18 protein-coding genes are annotated in these 18,461 nt (G+C 65.3%); 16 read left to right on the top strand and 2 right to left on the bottom strand.

The genetic code is table 11. The features are described 5' to 3' along the window. The 15 genes from C5O79_RS03280 to cysM all read left to right on the top strand — a co-directional run bounded on the left by C5O79_RS03280 (position 1) and on the right by cysM (position 15,052). Entirely contained in the window at positions 1-600 is a 600-nt protein-coding gene (locus C5O79_RS03280) for a DUF2059 domain-containing protein (RefSeq protein ID WP_006486966.1), read from the top strand. Positions 601-755: 155 nt separating this feature from the next. Further along, positions 756-1,838, top strand: coding sequence for a 3-phosphoserine/phosphohydroxythreonine transaminase (serC, locus tag C5O79_RS03275; protein WP_046545189.1), 1,083 nt, complete (start codon positions 756-758; stop codon positions 1,836-1,838). 33 nt (positions 1,839-1,871) lie between these two features. Continuing rightward, positions 1,872-2,954 (top strand): prephenate dehydratase, encoded by a 1,083-nt coding sequence (gene pheA / locus C5O79_RS03270; RefSeq protein WP_039343277.1) that lies wholly within the window; start codon positions 1,872-1,874, stop codon positions 2,952-2,954. A 187-nt stretch (positions 2,955-3,141) separates the two neighbouring features. Beyond that, entirely contained in the window at positions 3,142-4,068 is a 927-nt protein-coding gene (locus C5O79_RS03265) for a prephenate dehydrogenase/arogenate dehydrogenase family protein (RefSeq protein WP_047851105.1), read from the top strand. Positions 4,069-4,081: 13 nt separating this feature from the next. Beyond that, positions 4,082-5,386: a 3-phosphoshikimate 1-carboxyvinyltransferase gene (aroA, locus tag C5O79_RS03260; protein WP_046545191.1), complete on the top strand. Its 1,305-nt coding sequence runs from the start codon at positions 4,082-4,084 to the stop codon at positions 5,384-5,386. Positions 5,387-5,399: 13 nt separating this feature from the next. Further along, entirely contained in the window at positions 5,400-6,086 is a 687-nt protein-coding gene (gene cmk, locus C5O79_RS03255) for a (d)CMP kinase (RefSeq protein WP_039343267.1), read from the top strand. Between the two features lie 123 nt (positions 6,087-6,209). Next, positions 6,210-7,940 (top strand): 30S ribosomal protein S1, encoded by a 1,731-nt coding sequence (rpsA, locus tag C5O79_RS03250; protein ID WP_011694214.1) that lies wholly within the window; start codon positions 6,210-6,212, stop codon positions 7,938-7,940. Positions 7,941-7,962: 22 nt separating this feature from the next. Then, positions 7,963-8,286 carry an integration host factor subunit beta gene (locus C5O79_RS03245; RefSeq protein ID WP_006486894.1) on the top strand — a complete coding sequence of 108 codons (324 nt, stop codon included), beginning with the start codon at positions 7,963-7,965 and terminating at the stop codon, positions 8,284-8,286. Between the two features lie 210 nt (positions 8,287-8,496). Next, the gene (locus tag C5O79_RS03240) at positions 8,497-8,790 is read left to right on the top strand and encodes a LapA family protein (protein ID WP_021157458.1); all 294 of its coding nucleotides are present in this window, start codon (positions 8,497-8,499) and stop codon (positions 8,788-8,790) included. 53 nt (positions 8,791-8,843) lie between these two features. Beyond that, complete coding sequence (lapB, locus tag C5O79_RS03235) at positions 8,844-10,016, top strand: lipopolysaccharide assembly protein LapB (RefSeq protein WP_039343261.1); 1,173 nt, start codon at positions 8,844-8,846, stop codon at positions 10,014-10,016. Positions 10,017-10,106: 90 nt separating this feature from the next. Further along, positions 10,107-11,507, top strand: a complete 1,401-nt coding sequence (locus C5O79_RS03230; protein WP_047850529.1) for a UDP-glucose/GDP-mannose dehydrogenase family protein — start codon at positions 10,107-10,109, stop codon at positions 11,505-11,507. A 7-nt stretch (positions 11,508-11,514) separates the two neighbouring features. Next, the gene (gene rfaE1, locus C5O79_RS03225) at positions 11,515-12,465 is read left to right on the top strand and encodes a D-glycero-beta-D-manno-heptose-7-phosphate kinase (protein WP_011351339.1); all 951 of its coding nucleotides are present in this window, start codon (positions 11,515-11,517) and stop codon (positions 12,463-12,465) included. A 63-nt stretch (positions 12,466-12,528) separates the two neighbouring features. Then, positions 12,529-13,521 carry an ADP-glyceromanno-heptose 6-epimerase gene (rfaD, locus tag C5O79_RS03220; RefSeq protein WP_122473682.1) on the top strand — a complete coding sequence of 331 codons (993 nt, stop codon included), beginning with the start codon at positions 12,529-12,531 and terminating at the stop codon, positions 13,519-13,521. Between the two features lie 74 nt (positions 13,522-13,595). Beyond that, on the top strand, positions 13,596-13,937 hold the full coding sequence (locus C5O79_RS03215) for a helix-hairpin-helix domain-containing protein (protein WP_047850528.1): 342 nt from the start codon (positions 13,596-13,598) through the stop codon (positions 13,935-13,937). Between the two features lie 212 nt (positions 13,938-14,149). Then, positions 14,150-15,052: a cysteine synthase CysM gene (cysM, locus tag C5O79_RS03210; RefSeq protein WP_046545195.1), complete on the top strand. Its 903-nt coding sequence runs from the start codon at positions 14,150-14,152 to the stop codon at positions 15,050-15,052. A 79-nt stretch (positions 15,053-15,131) separates the two neighbouring features. Here cysM and mltB read toward each other — a convergent pair whose 3' ends face one another. Further along, a complete protein-coding gene (gene mltB, locus C5O79_RS03205; protein ID WP_082138536.1) occupies positions 15,132-16,475 on the bottom strand; it encodes a lytic murein transglycosylase B in 1,344 nt (447 codons plus the stop codon). A 43-nt stretch (positions 16,476-16,518) separates the two neighbouring features. Between mltB and C5O79_RS03200 the strand changes: the two genes are divergently transcribed. Continuing rightward, a complete protein-coding gene (locus C5O79_RS03200; protein ID WP_011351344.1) occupies positions 16,519-17,442 on the top strand; it encodes a histone deacetylase family protein in 924 nt (307 codons plus the stop codon). Positions 17,443-17,474: 32 nt separating this feature from the next. On the opposite strand, the gene C5O79_RS03195 is transcribed toward C5O79_RS03200, so the two are convergent. Next, a complete protein-coding gene (locus C5O79_RS03195) occupies positions 17,475-18,395 on the bottom strand; it encodes an alpha/beta hydrolase (RefSeq protein ID WP_046545197.1) in 921 nt (306 codons plus the stop codon). Positions 18,396-18,461 lie beyond the last annotated feature (66 nt).

The raw sequence follows: 18,461 nt of genomic DNA, 5'->3' as shown, positions 1-18,461 counted from the left end.
ATGCAAAAGCAATTCAAGCAACTGGTTCTGCTGGCTGCACTGGTGCCGACGTTCGCGATGGCGCAAGCGCTGTCGAATTCCGCACCGGCAGCTCCGGCGGCAGCTGCGCCGATCGACGCCGACAAGAAGGCAGCGATCAAGGATCTGCTCGACGCGATCGACGCGCCGAAGCTCGTGTCGGCAATCGGCAACAGCGCCGAAATGCAGGCCAAGCAACTCGTCCCGGCGATCCTGTCGGACGCACTGTCGGAAAACAAGACGCTGAACGACAAGCAGAAGCAGGCTGCCGTTCCGACGCTGCAGAAGAACGCGGTGCCGAAGCTGGTCGACGGCGCAGGCAAGGTGTTCGGTACGCAACAGTTCCAGAGCGACGCGATGTCGGCTCAGTACGACGCGTACGCGAAGTACTACAGCACGTCGGAGATCAAGGATCTGACGACGTTCTACAAGAGCCCGACGGGCCGCAAGTTCATCCAGGTTCAGGATCAGGTCGGTCGCGACGTGGTCAACGGCCTGATGCAGAAGTACATGCCGCAAGCGATCCAGGCAACGCGCACGCAGGCTGACAAGGAAGTCGCAGCAGTCAAGCCGGGCAAGTAAAGCCGTCCGGGCACGCCCCCGGCCGTTCGGCCGGGTTTGGCGGGAGCCTGACGACAGTGCGATAATGGCCGTTTGCGCGCGAGCGCAAACGGCCATTTCTTTTCTGGCGCGTTCTGCCGGCGGCGAGCCGGTCGCGTCCCTCCGAGGTTTTCACGATGCGCGTCTTTAATTTCTCCGCCGGCCCTGCGGCGATGCCCGAGGAAGTGCTGCGGCAAGCGGCCGACGAAATGCTCGACTGGCACGGCAGCGGCATGAGCGTGATGGAGATGAGCCATCGCGGCAAGGAATTCATGTCGATCCACGAGGCTGCGCTGACCGACCTGCGCGACCTGCTCGGCGTGCCGGCCAGTCACCGGATCTTGTTCCTGCAGGGCGGCGGCATCGCGGAAAACGCGATCGTACCGATGAACCTGCTCGGGTCGCGCACGACGGCCGACTTCGTCGTCACGGGCTCGTGGTCGCAGAAATCGTTCAACGAGGCGAAGAAATACGGCACGCCCCATCTCGCCGCAACCGGCAAGACGGAAGACGGCTTCACGCGTGCGCCCGCGCGCGCCGAATGGCAGCTGTCGGACGATCCGGCCTACGTGCATCTGTGTACCAACGAGACGATCGACGGCGTCGAGACGTTCGAGATTCCCGATCTCGGCGACGTACCGCTGGTTGCGGATGTCTCGTCGCACATCCTGTCGCGTCCGATGGACGTCGCGAAGTACGGCGTGCTGTTCGGCGGCGCGCAGAAGAACATCGGGATGGCCGGCGTGACGCTCGTGATCGTGCGCGAGGATCTGCTCGACCGCGCGCTGTCGATCTGCCCGTCCGCGTTCGAGTGGAAAACCATCGCGGCGAACAACTCGCTGTACAACACGCCGCCCACCTACGCGATCTACATCGCGGGCCTGGTGTTCCAGTGGCTGAAGCGGCAGGGCGGCCTCGAAGCGATCGAGGCCCGCAACATCGAAAAAGCGAAGCTGCTCTACGACACGATCGATGCGAGCAGTTTCTATCTGAACAAGGTCGAGCCGGCAGCACGTTCGCGGATGAACGTGCCGTTTTTCCTGGCCGACGAAACGCGCAACGAAGACTTCCTTGCCGGCGCAAAGGCGCGCGGGTTGCTGCAGCTGAAGGGCCACAAGTCCGTCGGCGGCATGCGGGCGTCGATCTACAACGCGGTGCCGCTCGAGGGCGTGAAAGCGCTCGTCGAGTACATGAAGGACTTCGAGCAGCGCGGCGCCTGACGGCGGCGCTGTTCAAACAGCACGGCAAAACGCATGGACGACGAACTGAATTCCCGCCTGAAACCGCTGCGCGATCGCATCGATGCGATCGACGCGCAGCTGATCGCGCTCCTGAACCAGCGCGCCGCGGTGGCGCTGGAGGTGGGCGAGGTCAAGAAGCATTTCAACGCGCCGGTGTTCCGGCCGGAGCGCGAGCTGCAAGTGATCGCGCGGCTGCAGGACATGAGCGCGGGGCCGCTCGAGAGCGAGCACATCAGCGCCATCTGGCGCGAGATCATGGCCGCGAGCCGCGCGCTCGAGCAGACGATCCACGTCGCGTTCCTCGGGCCGGTCGGCACGTATAGCGAGCAGGCGATGCTCGAGTATTTCGGCCAGTCGATCGAAGGGCTGCCGTGCCCGTCGATCGACGAGGTGTTCCGCTCGGTCGAGGCCGGTGCATCCGCATTCGGTATCGCGCCGGTCGAGAATTCGACCGAAGGCGCCGTCTCGCGTACGCTCGACCTGCTGCTGCAGACGCAACTGCTGATCAGCGGCGAACTCGCGCTGCCGATCCATCACAACCTGCTCACGCAGAGCGGCACGCTCGACGGCGTGAAGCGCGTCTGCGCACACGCGCAGGCGCTCGCGCAATGCCAGCAGTGGCTTGCGGCGAATGCGCCGCAGCTCGAGCGGCAGGCGGTGGCGAGCAACGCGGAGGCCGCGCGTCTCGCGGCGGCCGATCCGACCGTCGCGGCGATCGCGGGCGATCGCGCGGCCGCACACTACGGCTTGCAGATCGCGTTCTCGCTGATCCAGGACGATCCGCACAACCGCACGCGCTTCGTGATCATCGGCAAGCAGCCCGCGGGGCAGAGCGGTCACGACCAGACGTCGCTGATCGTGTCGGTGAAGAACGAACCGGGCGCCGTGTTCAAACTGCTCGAGCCGCTCGCGCGGCATGGCGTGTCGATGACGCGCTTCGAGTCGCGTCCGGCGCGCGTCGGCACGTGGGAGTACTACTTCTACATCGACATCGAAGGGCACCGGGACGATGCGTCGGTTGCGGCCGCGCTCGCGGAACTCGGCCAGAAGGCCGCGTTCCTGAAGATACTCGGTTCGTATCCGCGCGCACGCTGATGCGCGGCGGCCCGTCGCCTGTTCGCGCAGGCGTTGGGGCCGGGCGGGCAGGGCAGGCCGATCGGCGCTGCCGAAGGCGGGTTCGGGCCCGCATCCGGCGCAGGTTGCGCCGGATGCGGGCCCGTTGCCCGGAATCTGGAATTCCGCGTGCGGGGCGTCGTCCCGCGCGCGTAACTTGGCTCTTGTCGTGTCAGGCTTTGCATTCAACAAACTGGTCATCTTCGGCGTCGGCCTGATCGGCGGATCGCTGGCCCGCGCGCTGCGCGAGCGCGCGCCGGGCGGCGCGGGCGAGGTTGTCGGCGTGGGGCGTTCACGTACTTCGGTCGAGCGTGCGCTCGCACTCGGCGTGATCGACCGCGCGGCGGCGCTCGACGATGACGCGCAATTGCGCGACGCGCTGGCTGGCGCCGATCTGGTGCTGCTGGCCGCACCCGTCGCGCAAACGGGCCCGTTGCTCGCGCGCATCGCGCCGTGGCTTGAAGCGGCGACGATCGTCACCGATGCGGGCAGTACCAAGTCCGATGTCGTCGCGGCCGCGCGCGAAGCGCTCGGCGCGCGGATCGCGCAGTTCGTGCCGGGGCACCCGATCGCCGGTCGCGAGTCGAGCGGCGTCGAGGCCGCGTTACCGGATCTGTACGTCGGCCGTAACGTCGTGCTGTGCCCGCTGCCGGAGAACGCACCCGAATGGGTCGCGCGTATCGACGCGATGTGGCGCGCAACGGGCGCCGATGTGCGCACGATGAGCACGGAGCAGCACGATCGCGTGTTTGCGTCGATCAGCCATCTGCCGCACGTGCTGTCATTCGCGCTCGTCGAGCAGATCCTCGGCGAGGCCGACGCGGAACTGAAATTTTCGTACGCGGCGGGCGGCTTCCGCGATTTCACGCGCATCGCGGCGTCGAGCCCGGAGATGTGGCGCGACGTGTGCGTCGCGAACCGCGCGGCGCTGCTCGATGAACTCGATGGCTACACGCGTGTGCTCACGCGGCTGCGTGCGGCGATCGACGCCGGCGACGGCGCGGCGCTCGAAGCAGTGTTCACGCGTTCGCGCGCCGCACGCAAGGCATGGCAGGAGCGCGGCGGCGCGCCCGCTGCCGAACCGGTCAAGAAATAACAGGACGATTCCCATGGACTACCTCGATCTCGGCCCGTACTCCAGCGCTTCGGGCACCGTGCGCCTGCCCGGCTCGAAGAGCATTTCGAACCGCGTGCTGCTGCTCGCGGCGCTCGCCGAAGGCGAAACGACGATCACCAACCTGCTCGACTCCGACGACACGCGCGTGATGCTCGACGCACTCGGCAAGCTCGGCGTGAAGCTCGCGCGCGACGGCGACACCTGCGTGGTCACCGGCACGCGCGGCGCATTCACCGCGAAGACGGCCGACCTGTTCCTCGGCAACGCGGGCACGGCCGTGCGGCCGCTGACCGCCGCGCTCGCCGTGAACGGCGGCGATTATCGCGTGCACGGCGTGCCGCGCATGCACGAGCGGCCGATCGGCGATCTCGTCGACGGCTTGCGACAAGTCGGCGCGCAGATCGACTACGAACTGAATGAAGGCTACCCGCCGCTGCGGATCAAGCCGGCTAATATTTCCGTCGACGCGCCGATCAGCGTGCGTGGCGACGTGTCGAGCCAGTTCCTCACGGCACTGCTGATGACGCTGCCGCTCGTGAAGGCAAAGGACGGCAAGATCGTCGTCGAGGTCGACGGCGAACTGATCTCGAAGCCGTACATCGACATCACCATCCGGCTGATGGAGCGCTTCGGTGTGACCGTCGAGCGCGACGGCTGGCAGCGCTTCGTCGTGCCCGCCGGCGTCCGTTATCGTTCGCCGGGCCGGATCATGGTCGAGGGTGATGCGTCGTCCGCATCGTACTTCCTCGCGGCCGGCGCGCTCGGCGGCGGCCCGCTGCGCGTCGAAGGCGTTGGGCGCGCGAGCATCCAGGGCGATGTCGGCTTCGCGAACGCGCTGATGCAGATGGGCGCGAACGTGACGATGGGCGACGACTGGATCGACGTGCGCGGCATCGGCCACGACCATGGCAAGCTCGAGCCGATCGACATGGACTTCAACCTGATCCCCGATGCGGCGATGACCATCGCGGTCGCGGCGTTGTTTGCGAACGGCACGAGCACGCTGCGCAACATCGCGAGCTGGCGCGTGAAGGAAACCGACCGCATCGCCGCGATGGCGACCGAGTTGCGCAAGGTCGGCGCGATCATCGAGGAAGGCCCTGACTACCTCGTCGTCACGCCGCCGGAAAAGCTCACGCCAAACGCGGCGATCGACACGTACGATGATCACCGGATGGCGATGTGCTTCTCGCTCGTCAGCCTCGGCGGCGTGCCCGTGCGGATCAACGATCCGAAGTGCGTCGGCAAGACGTTCCCCGACTATTTCGACCGCTTCGCCGCGCTCGCCAAAGCCTGACCCCACTGTTCTGATGAAATCGACCCGCCCCTTTCACCCGACTCCCGTCATCACGATCGACGGCCCGACTGCTTCCGGCAAGGGCACCGTCGCCGCGCTCGTCGCCGCGCATCTTGGCTTCCACTTGCTCGACAGCGGTGCGCTGTACCGGCTCGCCGCGCTCGCAAGCGTGCGCTACGGCATCGAGGCGGAGGACATCGACGCGCTGGTGAAGCTGATCGACGATCTCCACATCACGTTCCGCGAAGGCTGCGCGCAGCTCGACGGCGTCGATGTGTCGAACGACATCCGCGCCGAGGCGGTCGGCAACCGCGCATCGGCGATTGCCGTGCACGGGCCGGTGCGCACCGCGCTCGTCGCGCGCCAGCGCGCGTTCCGCAAGACGCCGGGCCTTGTTGCAGACGGGCGCGACATGGGTACCGTGATCTTCCCGGACGCCGTGCTGAAGGTGTTCCTGACGGCCAGCGCCGAGGCGCGCGCGACCAGGCGGCATAAGCAATTGATGCAAAAAGGTTTTTCTGCTAATATAGATGACTTGCTCCGGGATCTTCGTGAACGTGACGCGCGCGACAGCAATCGCGCGGCCGCGCCGCTGAAGCCGGCGGCAGATGCCAAGCTGCTCGATACGTCGGCGCTTTCGGTCGATGAAGCCGTCGACCAGGTGCTGCAGTGGTACCGGGCGCTCGGCCAGCCCGCCTGAGAAGGCGGGTAGCGGTAGGTGCTCCGCGCGTAAGTGCGAAGCGTGTTTCGAACCCTTAACCCCGTGTGGACTTCGATCTGGCCCTTTCAGCCTGCCACTCCGGCCGGCGTGGCACAGCGATCCATGCACAATCAGATTTTTATGTCCGACCTGCAAACCTCTACCCCGAATACTGAATCTTTCGCGGCTCTGTTCGAAGAGTCGCTGACCCGCCAAGACATGCGCGCCGGCGAAGTGATCTCCGCCGAAGTCGTGCGCGTCGACCACAACTTCGTGGTCGTCAATGCAGGCCTGAAGTCCGAGGCTTACATTCCGATCGAGGAATTCCTGAACGATCAGGGCGAGGTTGAGGTGCAGTCGGGCGATTTCGTGTCCGTCGCGATCGACGCACTCGAAAACGGCTACGGCGACACGATCCTGTCGCGCGACAAGGCGAAGCGCCTTGCATCGTGGCTGTCGCTGGAAAAGGCGCTCGACAACAACGAACTCGTCACCGGCACGATCACCGGCAAGGTGAAGGGCGGCATGACCGTGATGGTCAACGGCATCCGCGCGTTCCTGCCGGGTTCGCTGGTCGACACGCGTCCGGTCAAGGACACGACCCCGTACGAAGGCAAGACGCTCGAGTTCCGCGTGATCAAGCTCGATCGCAAGCGTAACAACGTCGTGCTGTCGCGTCGTGCAGTGATCGAAGCAACCCAAGGCGAAGAGCGCGCGAAGCTGCTCGAGACGCTGAAGGAAGGCGCGATCGTCAACGGCGTGGTCAAGAACATCACCGACTACGGCGCGTTCGTCGACCTCGGCGGCATCGACGGCCTGCTGCACATCACCGACATCGCATGGCGTCGTGTGCGTCACCCGAGCGAAGTCCTGTCGGTTGGCCAGGAAGTCACCGCGAAGATCCTCAAGTTCGACCAAGAGAAGAACCGCGTCTCGCTGGGCATCAAGCAACTGGGCGACGATCCGTGGGAAGGCATCTCGCGCCGTTACCCGTCGGGCACGCGCCTGTTCGGCAAGGTCACGAACATCACCGACTACGGCGCATTCGTCGAAGTGGAATCGGGCATCGAAGGCCTGGTCCACGTGTCGGAAATGGACTGGACGAACAAGAACGTTGCTCCGTCGAAGGTTGTCCAGCTGGGCGACGAAGTCGAAGTCATGGTCCTCGAGATCGACGAAGACCGTCGTCGTATCAGCCTCGGCATGAAGCAGTGCAAGCCGAATCCGTGGGATGACTTCAGCCGCAACTTCAAGAAGGGCGACAAGATCACGGGCGCAATCAAGTCGATCACCGACTTCGGCGTGTTCATCGGTCTGCCGGGCGGCATCGACGGCCTGGTCCACCTGTCGGACCTGTCGTGGAGCGAAGCTGGCGAAGAGGCTGTTCGCAAGTACAAGAAGGGCGACGAAGTCGAAGCAATCGTGCTCGGTATCGACGTCGAGAAGGAACGCATTTCGCTCGGCATCAAGCAGCTCGAAGGCGATCCGTTCAGCAACTACGTTGCAATGAACGACAAGGGCTCGATCGTCGACGGCGTCGTGAAGACGGTCGATGCGAAGGGTGCGGTCGTTACGCTGACGGGCGACATCGAAGGCTACCTGCGTGCGTCGGAAATCTCGCAGGATCGCGTCGAAGACGCACGCAACGTGCTGAAGGAAGGTGACAAGGTCAACGCGATGGTGATCAACATCGATCGCAAGTCGCGCGGCATCAACCTGTCGATCAAGGCGAAGGATTCGGCCGAACAACAGGAAGCGATCCGCGGCCTGCAGTCGGACTCCAGCGCTGCTGCGACCGGTACGACCAACCTCGGCGCGCTGCTGAAGGCGAAGCTCGACGGCCAGAACCAGTAAGCCTCACGAGGTCTGCTGAAGTATGACCAAATCCGAGTTGGTCGCGCAGCTGGCATCGCGATTTCCGCAACTTGTCCTCAAGGATGCGGATTTCGCGGTGAAAACGATGCTCGATGCGATGTCTGACGCCCTGGCGAAAGGGCATCGCATTGAAATTCGGGGTTTCGGCAGCTTTGGCCTCAACCGTCGCCCGGCGCGCGTCGGACGCAACCCGAAGTCAGGAGAGAAAGTGCAGGTGCCCGAGAAGTTCGTGCCGCACTTCAAGCCTGGCAAGGAATTGCGCGAACGCGTCGACGGCCGCGCCGGTGAGCCGCTGAAGGCTGATGATCCGGACGACGAGCGTTAAGCGTCACCCGGTTTGCCCGGAACCCATCCGGCGAAGGCTGAAAAGAAAAGCGCCCCTTGCGGGCGCTTTTTTCATTTCCGGCGATCGCCGCGCGACGGATGCGCGCAGGATCTGCGCAGCCGCGGAAACGCATCCTTTACAATACGGGTCGATTCGGCGCGACGAAGGGGAGTCGCGCGCCGCGGCAAACCTCAACAAAGAGAGGGCTTCATGAAGTTTATCGTCTGGCTGATCCGGGTATTGGTGTTCGTACTGCTGCTGGTGCTTGCGCTGGCCAATACGCAAACCGCGACGCTGAATTTCGTTGCCGGCTATTCATGGCAAGCGCCGCTGATCCTGATCGGCCTGGCGTTCTTCGCCGTGGGGCTGCTGGCCGGCTTGCTGTCCGCGTTGCCTTCGATCTTCCGCCTGCGTCTCGAGAACGGGCGCCTGAAGCGCGATCTGCGTGCGGCGCGCGAAACGCCGGCCGTCATCGACCAGCCGCCGATGCCGCCCGTCATTTAACACGGACGCCGCGCGATCATCGCGCGGTTTTCGTCTCTGCTTCGATATTTCGCATGGATCTGGATTTCTGGTGGTTGCTCGCGATTCCGGTCGCGTTCGCGCTTGGTTGGGCGGCGTCTCGCTACGACCTGAAGAATCTCCTGTCGGAGAGTGCCAACCTGCCGCGATCGTATTTTCGCGGCCTGAATTTTCTGTTGAACGAACAACCCGACAAGGCGATCGATGCGTTCATCGAGGTCGCCAAGCTCGATCCCGAGACGGTCGAGCTGCACTTCGCGCTCGGCAACCTGTTTCGCCGCCGGGGCGAGACCGATCGCGCGATCCGCGTGCACCAGAACCTGCTGAGCCGCACGGACCTGCCGGTCAACGAGCGCGATCACGCGCTGTACGAGCTTGGCCAGGACTTCCTGAAGGCCGGGTTGCTGGATCGTGCCGAAGAGGCGTTTCACAAGCTCGCCGACGGCGATTACGCGCTCGGTGCGCAGCGGGCGCTGCTGACGATCTACGAGATCGAGAAGGACTGGAACAAATCGATCGATACGGCGAAGCGCATCGAGTCGATGAGCGACAAGCCGCTCGGCGTCGAAATTGCCCAGTTCCACTGCGAACTCGCTCAGGACGCGCTGCAGCGCAAGAACGCGATAGCGGCCGCCGAACAACTGCGCCTGGCGCTGACCGTGAACCCGCAGAACGTTCGCGCGACGGTGCTGTCCGGCGACGCGGCGGAAGCCGAGGGCAACCACGCGGCCGCGATCGAGTACTGGAAGCGCGTCGAAGCGCAGAATCCTGCGTATCTGCCGCTCGTCGCCGACAAGCTGATGAAGGCGTATGTCGCGCTCGGCAAGAATGTCGAAGGCGCCGAACTGCTGATGGGGTATATCGACCGCTATCCGTCGAACGACCTGCTCGACATCGCGTATCAGCACATTGCGGGGTTGCGTGGCCAGGACGCGGCGCACACGCTCGCGCGCACGCAGATGGAGAAGTCGCCGAACCTGTCGGGGATGCTGCATCTGCTCGACGCGCAAATTGCGGCGGCCGACGAACCGCGTCGTAAGGAACTTGAAATGATGCGTGCGCTGATCAAGCAGCGCACGAAGAATCTGCCGCGGTATACGTGCCAGAATTGCGGTTTCCGGGCACGGCTCTTCTATTGGCAGTGCCCAGGATGCAGCGGCTGGGAAACCTATGCGCCGCGCCGCGTCGAACCTGCGATGCCGGGCTGATCCCGGCACGCGGAGCCAACGCGCTGCGGTTGCCGCCGGGCTCGTCCCGGCGGCCAAGTTAGTCAATTACCGGGAAGTACCGGAACATCTATGAAAATCACCATCATCGGCACCGGCTATGTCGGTCTCGTCACGGGCGCCTGCCTCGCGGAGATCGGTCACGACGTCTTCTGTCTCGACGTCGATCAGCGCAAGATCGACATCCTGAACAACGGCGGGATGCCGATTCACGAACCGGGGCTGCTGGACATCATCGCGCGCAACCGCGCGGCGGGGCGCCTGCGCTTCTCGACCGATATCGAGGCGAGCGTCGCGCACGGCGAGATCCAGTTCATCGCCGTCGGCACGCCGCCCGACGAGGACGGCTCGGCCGACCTGCAGTATGTGCTCGAAGCCGCACGCAACATCGGCCGCCACATGACGAGCTTCAAGGTGATCGTCGACAAGTCGACGGTGCCGGTCGGCACCGCGCAGCGCGTGCGCGGCGTGGTCGACGAGGCGCTTGCCGCCCGCGGTCTGGCAGGCAGCGTCGCGCATCGCTTCTCGGTCGTGTCGAATCCGGAGTTCCTGAAGGAAGGCGCCGCGGTCGAAGACTTCATGCGTCCGGACCGGATCATCATCGGCGTCGACGGCGACGAGACGGGCACGATCGCGCGCGAGAAGATGAAGAAGCTTTACGCGCCGTTCAATCGCAACCACGAACGCACGATCTACATGGACGTGCGTTCGGCCGAATTCGCGAAATATGCGGCGAACGCGATGCTTGCAACGCGCATCTCGTTCATGAACGAGATGTCGAATCTGGCCGACAAGGTCGGCGCCGACATCGAGGCCGTGCGCCGCGGGATCGGCTCCGATCCACGCATCGGCTATCACTTCCTGTACGCCGGCGTCGGCTACGGCGGCTCGTGCTTCCCGAAGGACGTCCAGGCGCTGATTCGCACGGCCGGTGAGAATGGCCAGCCGCTGCGCATCCTGGAGGCCGTCGAGGCGGCCAACCATGCGCAGAAGGACGTGCTGATCAGCAAGATCGAGCAGCGCTTCGGCGCCGACTTGACCGGCCGCGAGTTCGCGGTCTGGGGCCTGGCGTTCAAGCCGAACACCGACGACATGCGCGAGGCGCCGAGCCGCCGCCTGATCGCGGCGCTGCTCGAACGCGGCGCGACCGTACGTGCGTACGATCCGGTCGCGGTCGACGAGGCGCGGCGTGTGTTTGCGCTCGATTTCGGCGCCGATGCGGACGCGCTGGCACGGCTGCATCTCGTCGAGACGCAGGACATCGCCGTGACGGGCGCGGACGCGCTCGTGATCGTGACCGAGTGGAAGGAGTTCCGGAGCCCCGACTTCACGCGCCTGAAGGCCGAACTGAAGGCGCCGGTGATCTTCGACGGTCGCAACCTCTATGAGCCGGATGCGATGGCCGAACTGGGCATCGACTACTACGCGATCGGCCGGCCGTATGTCGATCCCCGGTCGTTCACCCGTGGCTGACCACACGATGAATACTCTCCGCGAAGTCGTTCCGGTGCCGCGCGAGCAGCTCGCGCGTTCGCGCGTGCTTGTCGTCGGCGACGTGATGCTCGACCGTTACTGGTTCGGCAACGTCGATCGCATTTCGCCTGAAGCGCCGGTGCCGGTCGTGCATGTGCAGCGTCAGGAAGAGCGCCTCGGCGGTGCGGCCAACGTTGCGCGCAACGCCGTGACGCTCGGCGGCCAGGCCGGATTGCTGTGCGTCGTCGGTTGCGACGAACCCGGCGAGCGGATCGTCGAGCTGCTCGGCAGCAGCGGCGTGACGCCGCATCTCGAGCGCGACCCGGCGCTGCCGACCACGATCAAGCTGCGCGTGCTCGCGCGCCAGCAGCAACTGCTGCGCGTCGACTTCGAGGCCATGCCGACGCACGAGGTGCTGCTCGCGGGGCTCGCGCGTTTCGATGCGCTGCTGCCGCAGCACGACGTCGTGCTGATGTCGGATTACGCGAAAGGCGGCCTGACGCACGTCACGACGATGATCGAGAAGGCGCGTGCGGCCGGCAAGTCCGTCCTCGTCGACCCGAAGGGTGACGACTGGGCACGCTATCGCGGCGCGTCGCTGATCACGCCGAATCGTGCGGAACTGCGCGAAGTGGTCGGGCAGTGGAAGTCGGAAGACGATCTGCGCGCGCGCGTCGCGAAGCTGCGTGCGGAGCTCGGCATCGACGCGCTGCTGCTCACGCGTTCGGAAGAAGGGATGACGCTGTTTTCCGCCACCGGCGAACTGCACGCACCGGCGCTCGCGCGCGAGGTGTTCGACGTGTCGGGCGCGGGCGATACCGTGATTGCAACGGTCGCGACGATGCTCGGCGCGGGCGTGCCGCTCGTCGACGCCGTCGTGCTCGCGAATCGTGCGGCAGGCATCGTGGTCGGCAAGCTCGGCACGGCCACGGTGGATTACGACGAACTGTTTCACTGAGCGCATGCGGTGGCGCGACGAGCGCGCCGCACGCATGGCTCGCACTTTTCAGGCAGGACGATCATGACCCTCATCGTCACCGGCGCAGCCGGTTTTATCGGCGCGAACATCGTCAAGGCGCTCAACGAGCGCGGCGAAACGCGCATCATCGCGGTCGACAACCTGACGCGCGCGGACAAGTTCCGGAATCTCGTCGATTGCGAGATCGACGACTATCTGGACAAGACGGAATTCGTCGAACGTTTCGCACGCGGCGATTTCGGCAAGGTACGCGCGATTTTCCATGAAGGCGCCTGTTCGGACACGATGGAAACCGACGGCCGCTACATGATGGACAACAACTTCCGCTACAGCCGCGCGGTGCTCGACGCCTGCCTCGCGCAGGGCACGCAGTTCCTGTACGCATCGTCGGCCGCGACCTACGGCGGATCGACGCGCTTCGTCGAGGAGCGCGAGGTCGAGGCGCCGCTGAACATCTACGGCTATTCGAAGTTCCTGTTCGACCAGGTGATCCGCCGCGTGCTGCCGACCGCGACGAGCCAGATCGCCGGCTTCCGCTATTTCAACGTGTATGGCCCGCGCGAGACGCACAAGGGGCGCATGGCGTCGGTCGCGTTCCACAACTTCAACCAGTTCCGTGCAGAAGGCAAGGTGAAGCTGTTCGGCGAGTACAACGGCTATGCACCGGGAGAGCAGACGCGCGACTTCGTGTCGGTCGAGGACGTGACGAAGGTGAATCTGTTCTTCTTCGATCATCCGGAGAAGTCGGGCATCTTCAACCTCGGCACGGGCCGTGCGCAGCCGTTCAACGACATCGCATCGACGGTCGTGAATACGCTGCGTGCACTCGACAACCAGCCGCCGCTGACACTCGCGCAGCAGGTCGAGCAAGGGCTGATCGAATACGTGCCGTTCCCCGATGCACTGCGCGGCAAGTACCAGTGCTTCACGCAGGCCGATCAGACGAAGCTGCGTGCGGCCGGTTACGACGCACCGTTCCTGACCGTGCAGGAAGGCGTCGACCGCTATGTGCGTTGGCTATCTGGCCAGGTTTAAGCGGAAGCGTTGCATCGATAGACTGGGTCTCACGGTCGGCAGCCGCCGGCCGTTTTTCATCGGAGATCCAGCACATGATCAGGAAATGGTTGGCCGCAGCGGCAATGCTCGGCACGATCGCGTCGGCCTGGGCGGCCGTTGATGTCAACACCGCGAACGAGGATGCGCTCGTCGGCATCAAGGGCATCGGCCCGGCACGGGCGAAAGCGATTCTCGACGAACGCGGCGCACGCGGTCCGTTCAAGAATGCGGATGATCTCGCATCGCGCGTGAAAGGCATGGGTGGCCATACCGTCGAGCGGCTTCAGCAGGAAGGCCTGACGATAGGCGCGGCCGGCACGGGTGCTACGCCGCCGGCACCGGGCAAACCGCTCGGCAAGCCAGCGGCACCACCCGCCCGCACGGCACAGAAGTAACGCGTCGCGCGCGACCGACAACGAGCTCCTTCAGTCGCCGTCGTTGCGACGGCTTCCCGCGGCATGCCGCGGGTTTTTTGCGTGGGCACTGCATATGGCCACCATGCGCTGCACGGTGCGTGTATTCCATCGTCGCAATGGGGTTGCCGGCGCGAGCAGCGGTGCTGGTTTACAATCGATCGATTGATCGGCCTCGTACTCACGGTATATCCATGGCTTACAAAACTATCGAAGATACGATCGGCAATACGCCGCTCGTCCAACTGGTCCGCTTGCCGGACGATGAAATTCGCGCACGCAACAACGTGGTGCTCGCGAAGCTCGAAGGCAACAATCCGGCTGGTTCCGTGAAGGATCGTCCGGCACTGTCGATGATCAGCAAGGCCGAGGCACGCGGGCGCATCAAGCCGGGCGATACGCTGATCGAGGCGACGAGCGGCAACACGGGTATCGCACTCGCGATGGCCGCGGCGATCCGCGGCTACAAGATGGTACTGATCATGCCGGAGGACCTGTCGGTCGAGCGCCGCCAGAGCATGGCCGCCTACGGGGCCGAAATCATCCTGACCCCGGTGAAGGGCGGGATGGAACTGGCACGTGATCTGGCGGACCAGATGCAGCGCGAAGGCAAGGGTGTGATCCTCGATCAGTTCGCGAACCCCGACAATCCGATTGCGCACTACGAAGCGACGGGCCCGGAAATCTGGCGCGATACCGAGGGGCGCATTACGCATTTCGTGTCGGCCATGGGCACGACGGGCACGATCATGGGCACGTCGCACTATCTGAAGGAACAGAATCCGGCGATCGAGATCATCGGTGCGCAGCCGGAAGACGGTTCGCGCATCCCGGGCATCCGCAAGTGGCCGGAAGCGTACATGCCGACCATCTTCGATCGCAGCCGCGTCGACCGCGTCGAGAACGTGAGCCAGGCCGCGGCGGAAACGATGGCGCGCCGGCTCGCGTCGGTCGAAGGCATCTTCGCGGGCATTTCGTCGGGCGGCGCATGTGACGTCGCAATACGCATCGCGCGTCAGGTCGAAAATGCGACGATCGTGTTCATCATCTGCGATCGCGGCGACCGCTACCTGTCCACGGGCGTGTTTCCCGCCTGAACGCAGGCAGGTGCGCGCCGTGCGCGTGCGATAAAAAAAGCGCCGCTAGTGCGGCGCTTTTTCTTTGAGCGGTTGGCGCTTATTGCGGCTCGGTGTCGACGGTGGCCGGCTGAAGTGCGCCGCTCGCTTCCATCTGCGCCTTCACCGCCTCGCCAAGCTGGTACACGGTGAGCGCGTAGAAGAAGCTGCGGTTGTAGCGCGTCAGCACATAGAAATTCTTGAGACCGAGCATGTACTCGGTCGCACGCCCCGGCGACGGCAGGTCGACCACCGTCACAGGGGTACCGCCTTCGGTCGTGATGTTGACCGTCGGCTCGTTCAGCGTCATGCCCGCGCGCAGCAGTTGCGAGAGTGCCCAGTGCGGCTCGGGCTGGCCGTCGGCGGCGGCCTGGGCGATCCCCAGGCTGCCCGTATCGGGCGTGATCTGCCAGACCACCGGTCGGTCGGTTTCCCAGCCGTGTTGCTTCAGGTAGTTCGCGACGCTGCCGATCGCATCGACAGGACTGCTGCGCAGGTCGACATGGCCCGTGCCGTCGAAGTCGACCGCATATTCGCGGATGCTGCTCGGCAGGAACTGAGGGATCCCGATCGCGCCCGTATACGAGCCGAGCACGGTGGTCGGGTCGAGCTGGTTGTCGCGCGTCCAGACCAGGAAATCCTCGAGGTTCTTGCGGAACGTCGCCTGGCGGCTGTCGCGATTCGGCGTGTCCGGATAGTCGAACGTGAGCGTCGTCAGCGCGTCGAGCACGCGGAAATTGCCCATGTAGCGGCCGTAGATCGTCTCGACGCCGATGATGCCGACGATCACCTCGGGCGGCACGCCGAACTGCTCGGATGCGCGCTGCAGCGTTGCCTGGTTCGCCTTCCAGAATTTCACGCCCGCGTTGATGCGGATCGGCTCGATGAAGCGCGAGCGATAGACGCGCCAGTTCTTGACCGTCGGCGACGGGGCCGGCTTCACGAGCTTGACGGCCGTCGCCGAGTAGCTGATGCGCGAGAACAGCGCGTGCAAACTGGTGGAGTCGAAGCCGTTGCGGCTTACCATCTCGTCGATGAACGCATCAACCTTCGCGTTGTTCGCGTAACGCTGCGGAACAATTTCCTCTTCGAAGGTCTGGCCTTGCGGTGTCGGCTGCTGCGGCTGGGCCTGTGCGACGAGCTTGCCCGCGGACTTCGCGGGTTGCGTCTGCGCGCCGGCAGGCGTGGTGCCGAGGGCCGCGACCACGGCGGCCGCAACGAGCGGCGCGCGAGCACGGAACAGCGCGGAGAGAAGGGCGGCAGGCTTGCTGGGATTCATGTCGAAGCGGGCGGACAAGGCGATTGGGTTCGGCGCAGTATACCCGACGGATCCGGCGCGCCGGGGCGTGGCGGCCCCCCGTTGTGGTAAGTTAGCGGCGAATTCGCGGCAGACGATGGACATCATTGATGGAGACCTGTGGCGCACCGCGCGCCGCGGATGACAGCTTATGGCAACCGCTTTCTATACGCACCCCGACTGCATGCTGCACGAGATGGGGGAATGGCATCCGGAATGCCCGGCCCGCCTGTCGGCGATCCAGGATCAACTGATCGCGAGCCGCATCGACGACCTGATCGTGCATGAAACCGCACCGTTTGCGAGCGAGGTGGCGCTGGGCCGGGTGCATACGCAGGCGCACATCGATTACATCCGGAGCATGACGCCGGTCGACGGCTATGTCGAGATCGATCCCGATACGCTGATGAACCGCGATACGTGGCGTGCGGCGCTGCGCGCGGCTGGTGCCGCGATCGCGGCGACCGACGCGGTGATCGAAGGCCGCTATGCGAATGCGTTCTGCGGCGTGCGCCCGCCTGGCCACCATGCGGAACCTGCGCGCGCGATGGGTTTCTGCTTCTTCAACAACGTCGCGATCGCCGCGCGGCATGCGCTCGACGTACACGGTCTGGAGCGCGTGGCGATCATCGATTTCGACGTGCATCACGGCAACGGCACCGAGGCCGCATTCGCGAATGACGAGCGCGTGCTGATGTGCAGCTTCTTCCAGCATCCGCTGTACCCGTTCTCGGGTGTCGATCATCAGGCGCCGAACATGGTCAACCTGCCGATGCCCGCGCGCAGCAACGGGATGGCGATCCGCGAGGCCGTCGACATGTTCTGGCTGCCGCGCCTCGATGCGTTCAAGCCGCAGATGCTGTTCGTGTCGGCGGGTTTCGATGCGCATCGCGAGGACGACATCGGCAACCTCGGCCTCGTCGAAGCCGACTTCGAATGGCTGACCGCGCAGATCGTCGACGTGGCGCGCCGGCATGCGCAGGGCCGCATCGTGAGCTGCCTCGAAGGCGGCTACAACCTGTCTGCGCTCGGGCGCAGCGTCGTCGCGCACCTGCGCGTGCTGGCCGGTATCTGATTATCGATTGACCGGGGCTGTGTCGTGCGTGCTCAGCGCACCGGCGCGCGGGCGTGAATCCACGCGATCAGCGCGTCGATCACGCGGTCGCGTTCGAGATCGTTCATCGTTTCGTGAAAGCCGCCTTCGTATAGCGTCAGCGTGCGATCGGGCGAGCCGACACGCGCGCCGAATGCCCGGCTGCCGTCGGGCTCGGTCAGCTTGTCCTCGGTACCGTGATAGACGAGCACCGGGACGCGGAGCCCACCGCGGCCGCTTTCGATGCGCGCCATCGCGTCGAGAATCTCCGCACCGGTGCGTGCGGGCACAGCACCGTGATGCACGAGCGGATCGGCACGGTTGGCCGCGACGATGGCCGGATCGCGCGACAGCAGCGCCGCATCGATCTTGATGGCAGGGAAGGTCGGCCAGACGCGGCTGATGACGCGGCTCACCGCGAGCATCCAGCGCGGCACGTCGCGCCCCGGCGCGAGCGCCGGGCTCGACAGCACGAGGCCAGCCAGCGCGTGGCCGCGCGTCGGCGCGCGTTCGATCGCGTAGAGCGCCGCGACCGCGCCGCCCATGCTGTGCCCCATCAGGAACAGCGGCGAATTGCCGCGCGCGGCTTCGGCGACAAGCGCATCTGCATCGTTCAGGTAGCCGTCGAAGCGCTCGACCCACGCGCGCTTGCCGGGTGACTGGCCGTGCCCGCGCAGGTCGATCGCGAGCACGTCGATGCCGGCCGCATTCAGCCGGCCCGCGAGTGCGGCATAGCGGCCTGCGTGTTCTGCAAGACCGTGAACGAGCGCGATCGTCGCGCGCGGCGGCGCGGTGCCGTCGCCGGCGGGCCACCGGTACGACGCCAGTTCGAGCCCGTCCGCGGTACGCAGGCGGCCCATGGTCGGCGCGGGCGACGACGCAGGGCCCGGTCCTGCGGTGGCGGGTGCGGCGGCCGGCGTAGTGGTGGCGGTCATCTGGCGTGTCCCCTGTCGGTTGGCATGTGTGTTCCGGATCATAGTCGCGGCACCGTCGCGGCGCGC

Origin of the sequence: Burkholderia sp. SRS-25, assembly GCF_004343765.1 — a bacterium.
GTDB lineage: Bacteria > Pseudomonadota > Gammaproteobacteria > Burkholderiales > Burkholderiaceae > Burkholderia > Burkholderia contaminans.
This window is presented reverse-complemented; position numbering and strand designations above follow the sequence as displayed.

What these genes read in the sequence shown, in the direction of transcription:
- serC (WP_046545189.1), top strand. Translation starts at nt 756, where the DNA reads ATGCGCGTCTTTAATTTCTCCGCCGGCCCTGCGGCGATGCCCGAGGAA.
- C5O79_RS03280 (WP_006486966.1), top strand. Translation starts at nt 1, where the DNA reads ATGCAAAAGCAATTCAAGCAACTGGTTCTGCTGGCTGCACTGGTGCCG.
- C5O79_RS03215 (WP_047850528.1), top strand. Translation starts at nt 13,596, where the DNA reads ATGATCAGGAAATGGTTGGCCGCAGCGGCAATGCTCGGCACGATCGCG.
- rfaE1 (WP_011351339.1), top strand. Translation starts at nt 11,515, where the DNA reads ATGAATACTCTCCGCGAAGTCGTTCCGGTGCCGCGCGAGCAGCTCGCG.
- aroA (WP_046545191.1), top strand. Translation starts at nt 4,082, where the DNA reads ATGGACTACCTCGATCTCGGCCCGTACTCCAGCGCTTCGGGCACCGTG.
- C5O79_RS03195 (WP_046545197.1), bottom strand. Translation starts at nt 18,395, where the DNA reads ATGACCGCCACCACTACGCCGGCCGCCGCACCCGCCACCGCAGGACCG.
- cmk (WP_039343267.1), top strand. Translation starts at nt 5,400, where the DNA reads ATGAAATCGACCCGCCCCTTTCACCCGACTCCCGTCATCACGATCGAC.
- lapB (WP_039343261.1), top strand. Translation starts at nt 8,844, where the DNA reads ATGGATCTGGATTTCTGGTGGTTGCTCGCGATTCCGGTCGCGTTCGCG.
- C5O79_RS03200 (WP_011351344.1), top strand. Translation starts at nt 16,519, where the DNA reads ATGGCAACCGCTTTCTATACGCACCCCGACTGCATGCTGCACGAGATG.
- pheA (WP_039343277.1), top strand. Translation starts at nt 1,872, where the DNA reads ATGGACGACGAACTGAATTCCCGCCTGAAACCGCTGCGCGATCGCATC.
- mltB (WP_082138536.1), bottom strand. Translation starts at nt 16,475, where the DNA reads ATGATGTCCATCGTCTGCCGCGAATTCGCCGCTAACTTACCACAACGG.
- C5O79_RS03230 (WP_047850529.1), top strand. Translation starts at nt 10,107, where the DNA reads ATGAAAATCACCATCATCGGCACCGGCTATGTCGGTCTCGTCACGGGC.
- cysM (WP_046545195.1), top strand. Translation starts at nt 14,150, where the DNA reads ATGGCTTACAAAACTATCGAAGATACGATCGGCAATACGCCGCTCGTC.
- C5O79_RS03245 (WP_006486894.1), top strand. Translation starts at nt 7,963, where the DNA reads ATGACCAAATCCGAGTTGGTCGCGCAGCTGGCATCGCGATTTCCGCAA.
- rfaD (WP_122473682.1), top strand. Translation starts at nt 12,529, where the DNA reads ATGACCCTCATCGTCACCGGCGCAGCCGGTTTTATCGGCGCGAACATC.
- C5O79_RS03240 (WP_021157458.1), top strand. Translation starts at nt 8,497, where the DNA reads ATGAAGTTTATCGTCTGGCTGATCCGGGTATTGGTGTTCGTACTGCTG.
- rpsA (WP_011694214.1), top strand. Translation starts at nt 6,210, where the DNA reads ATGCACAATCAGATTTTTATGTCCGACCTGCAAACCTCTACCCCGAAT.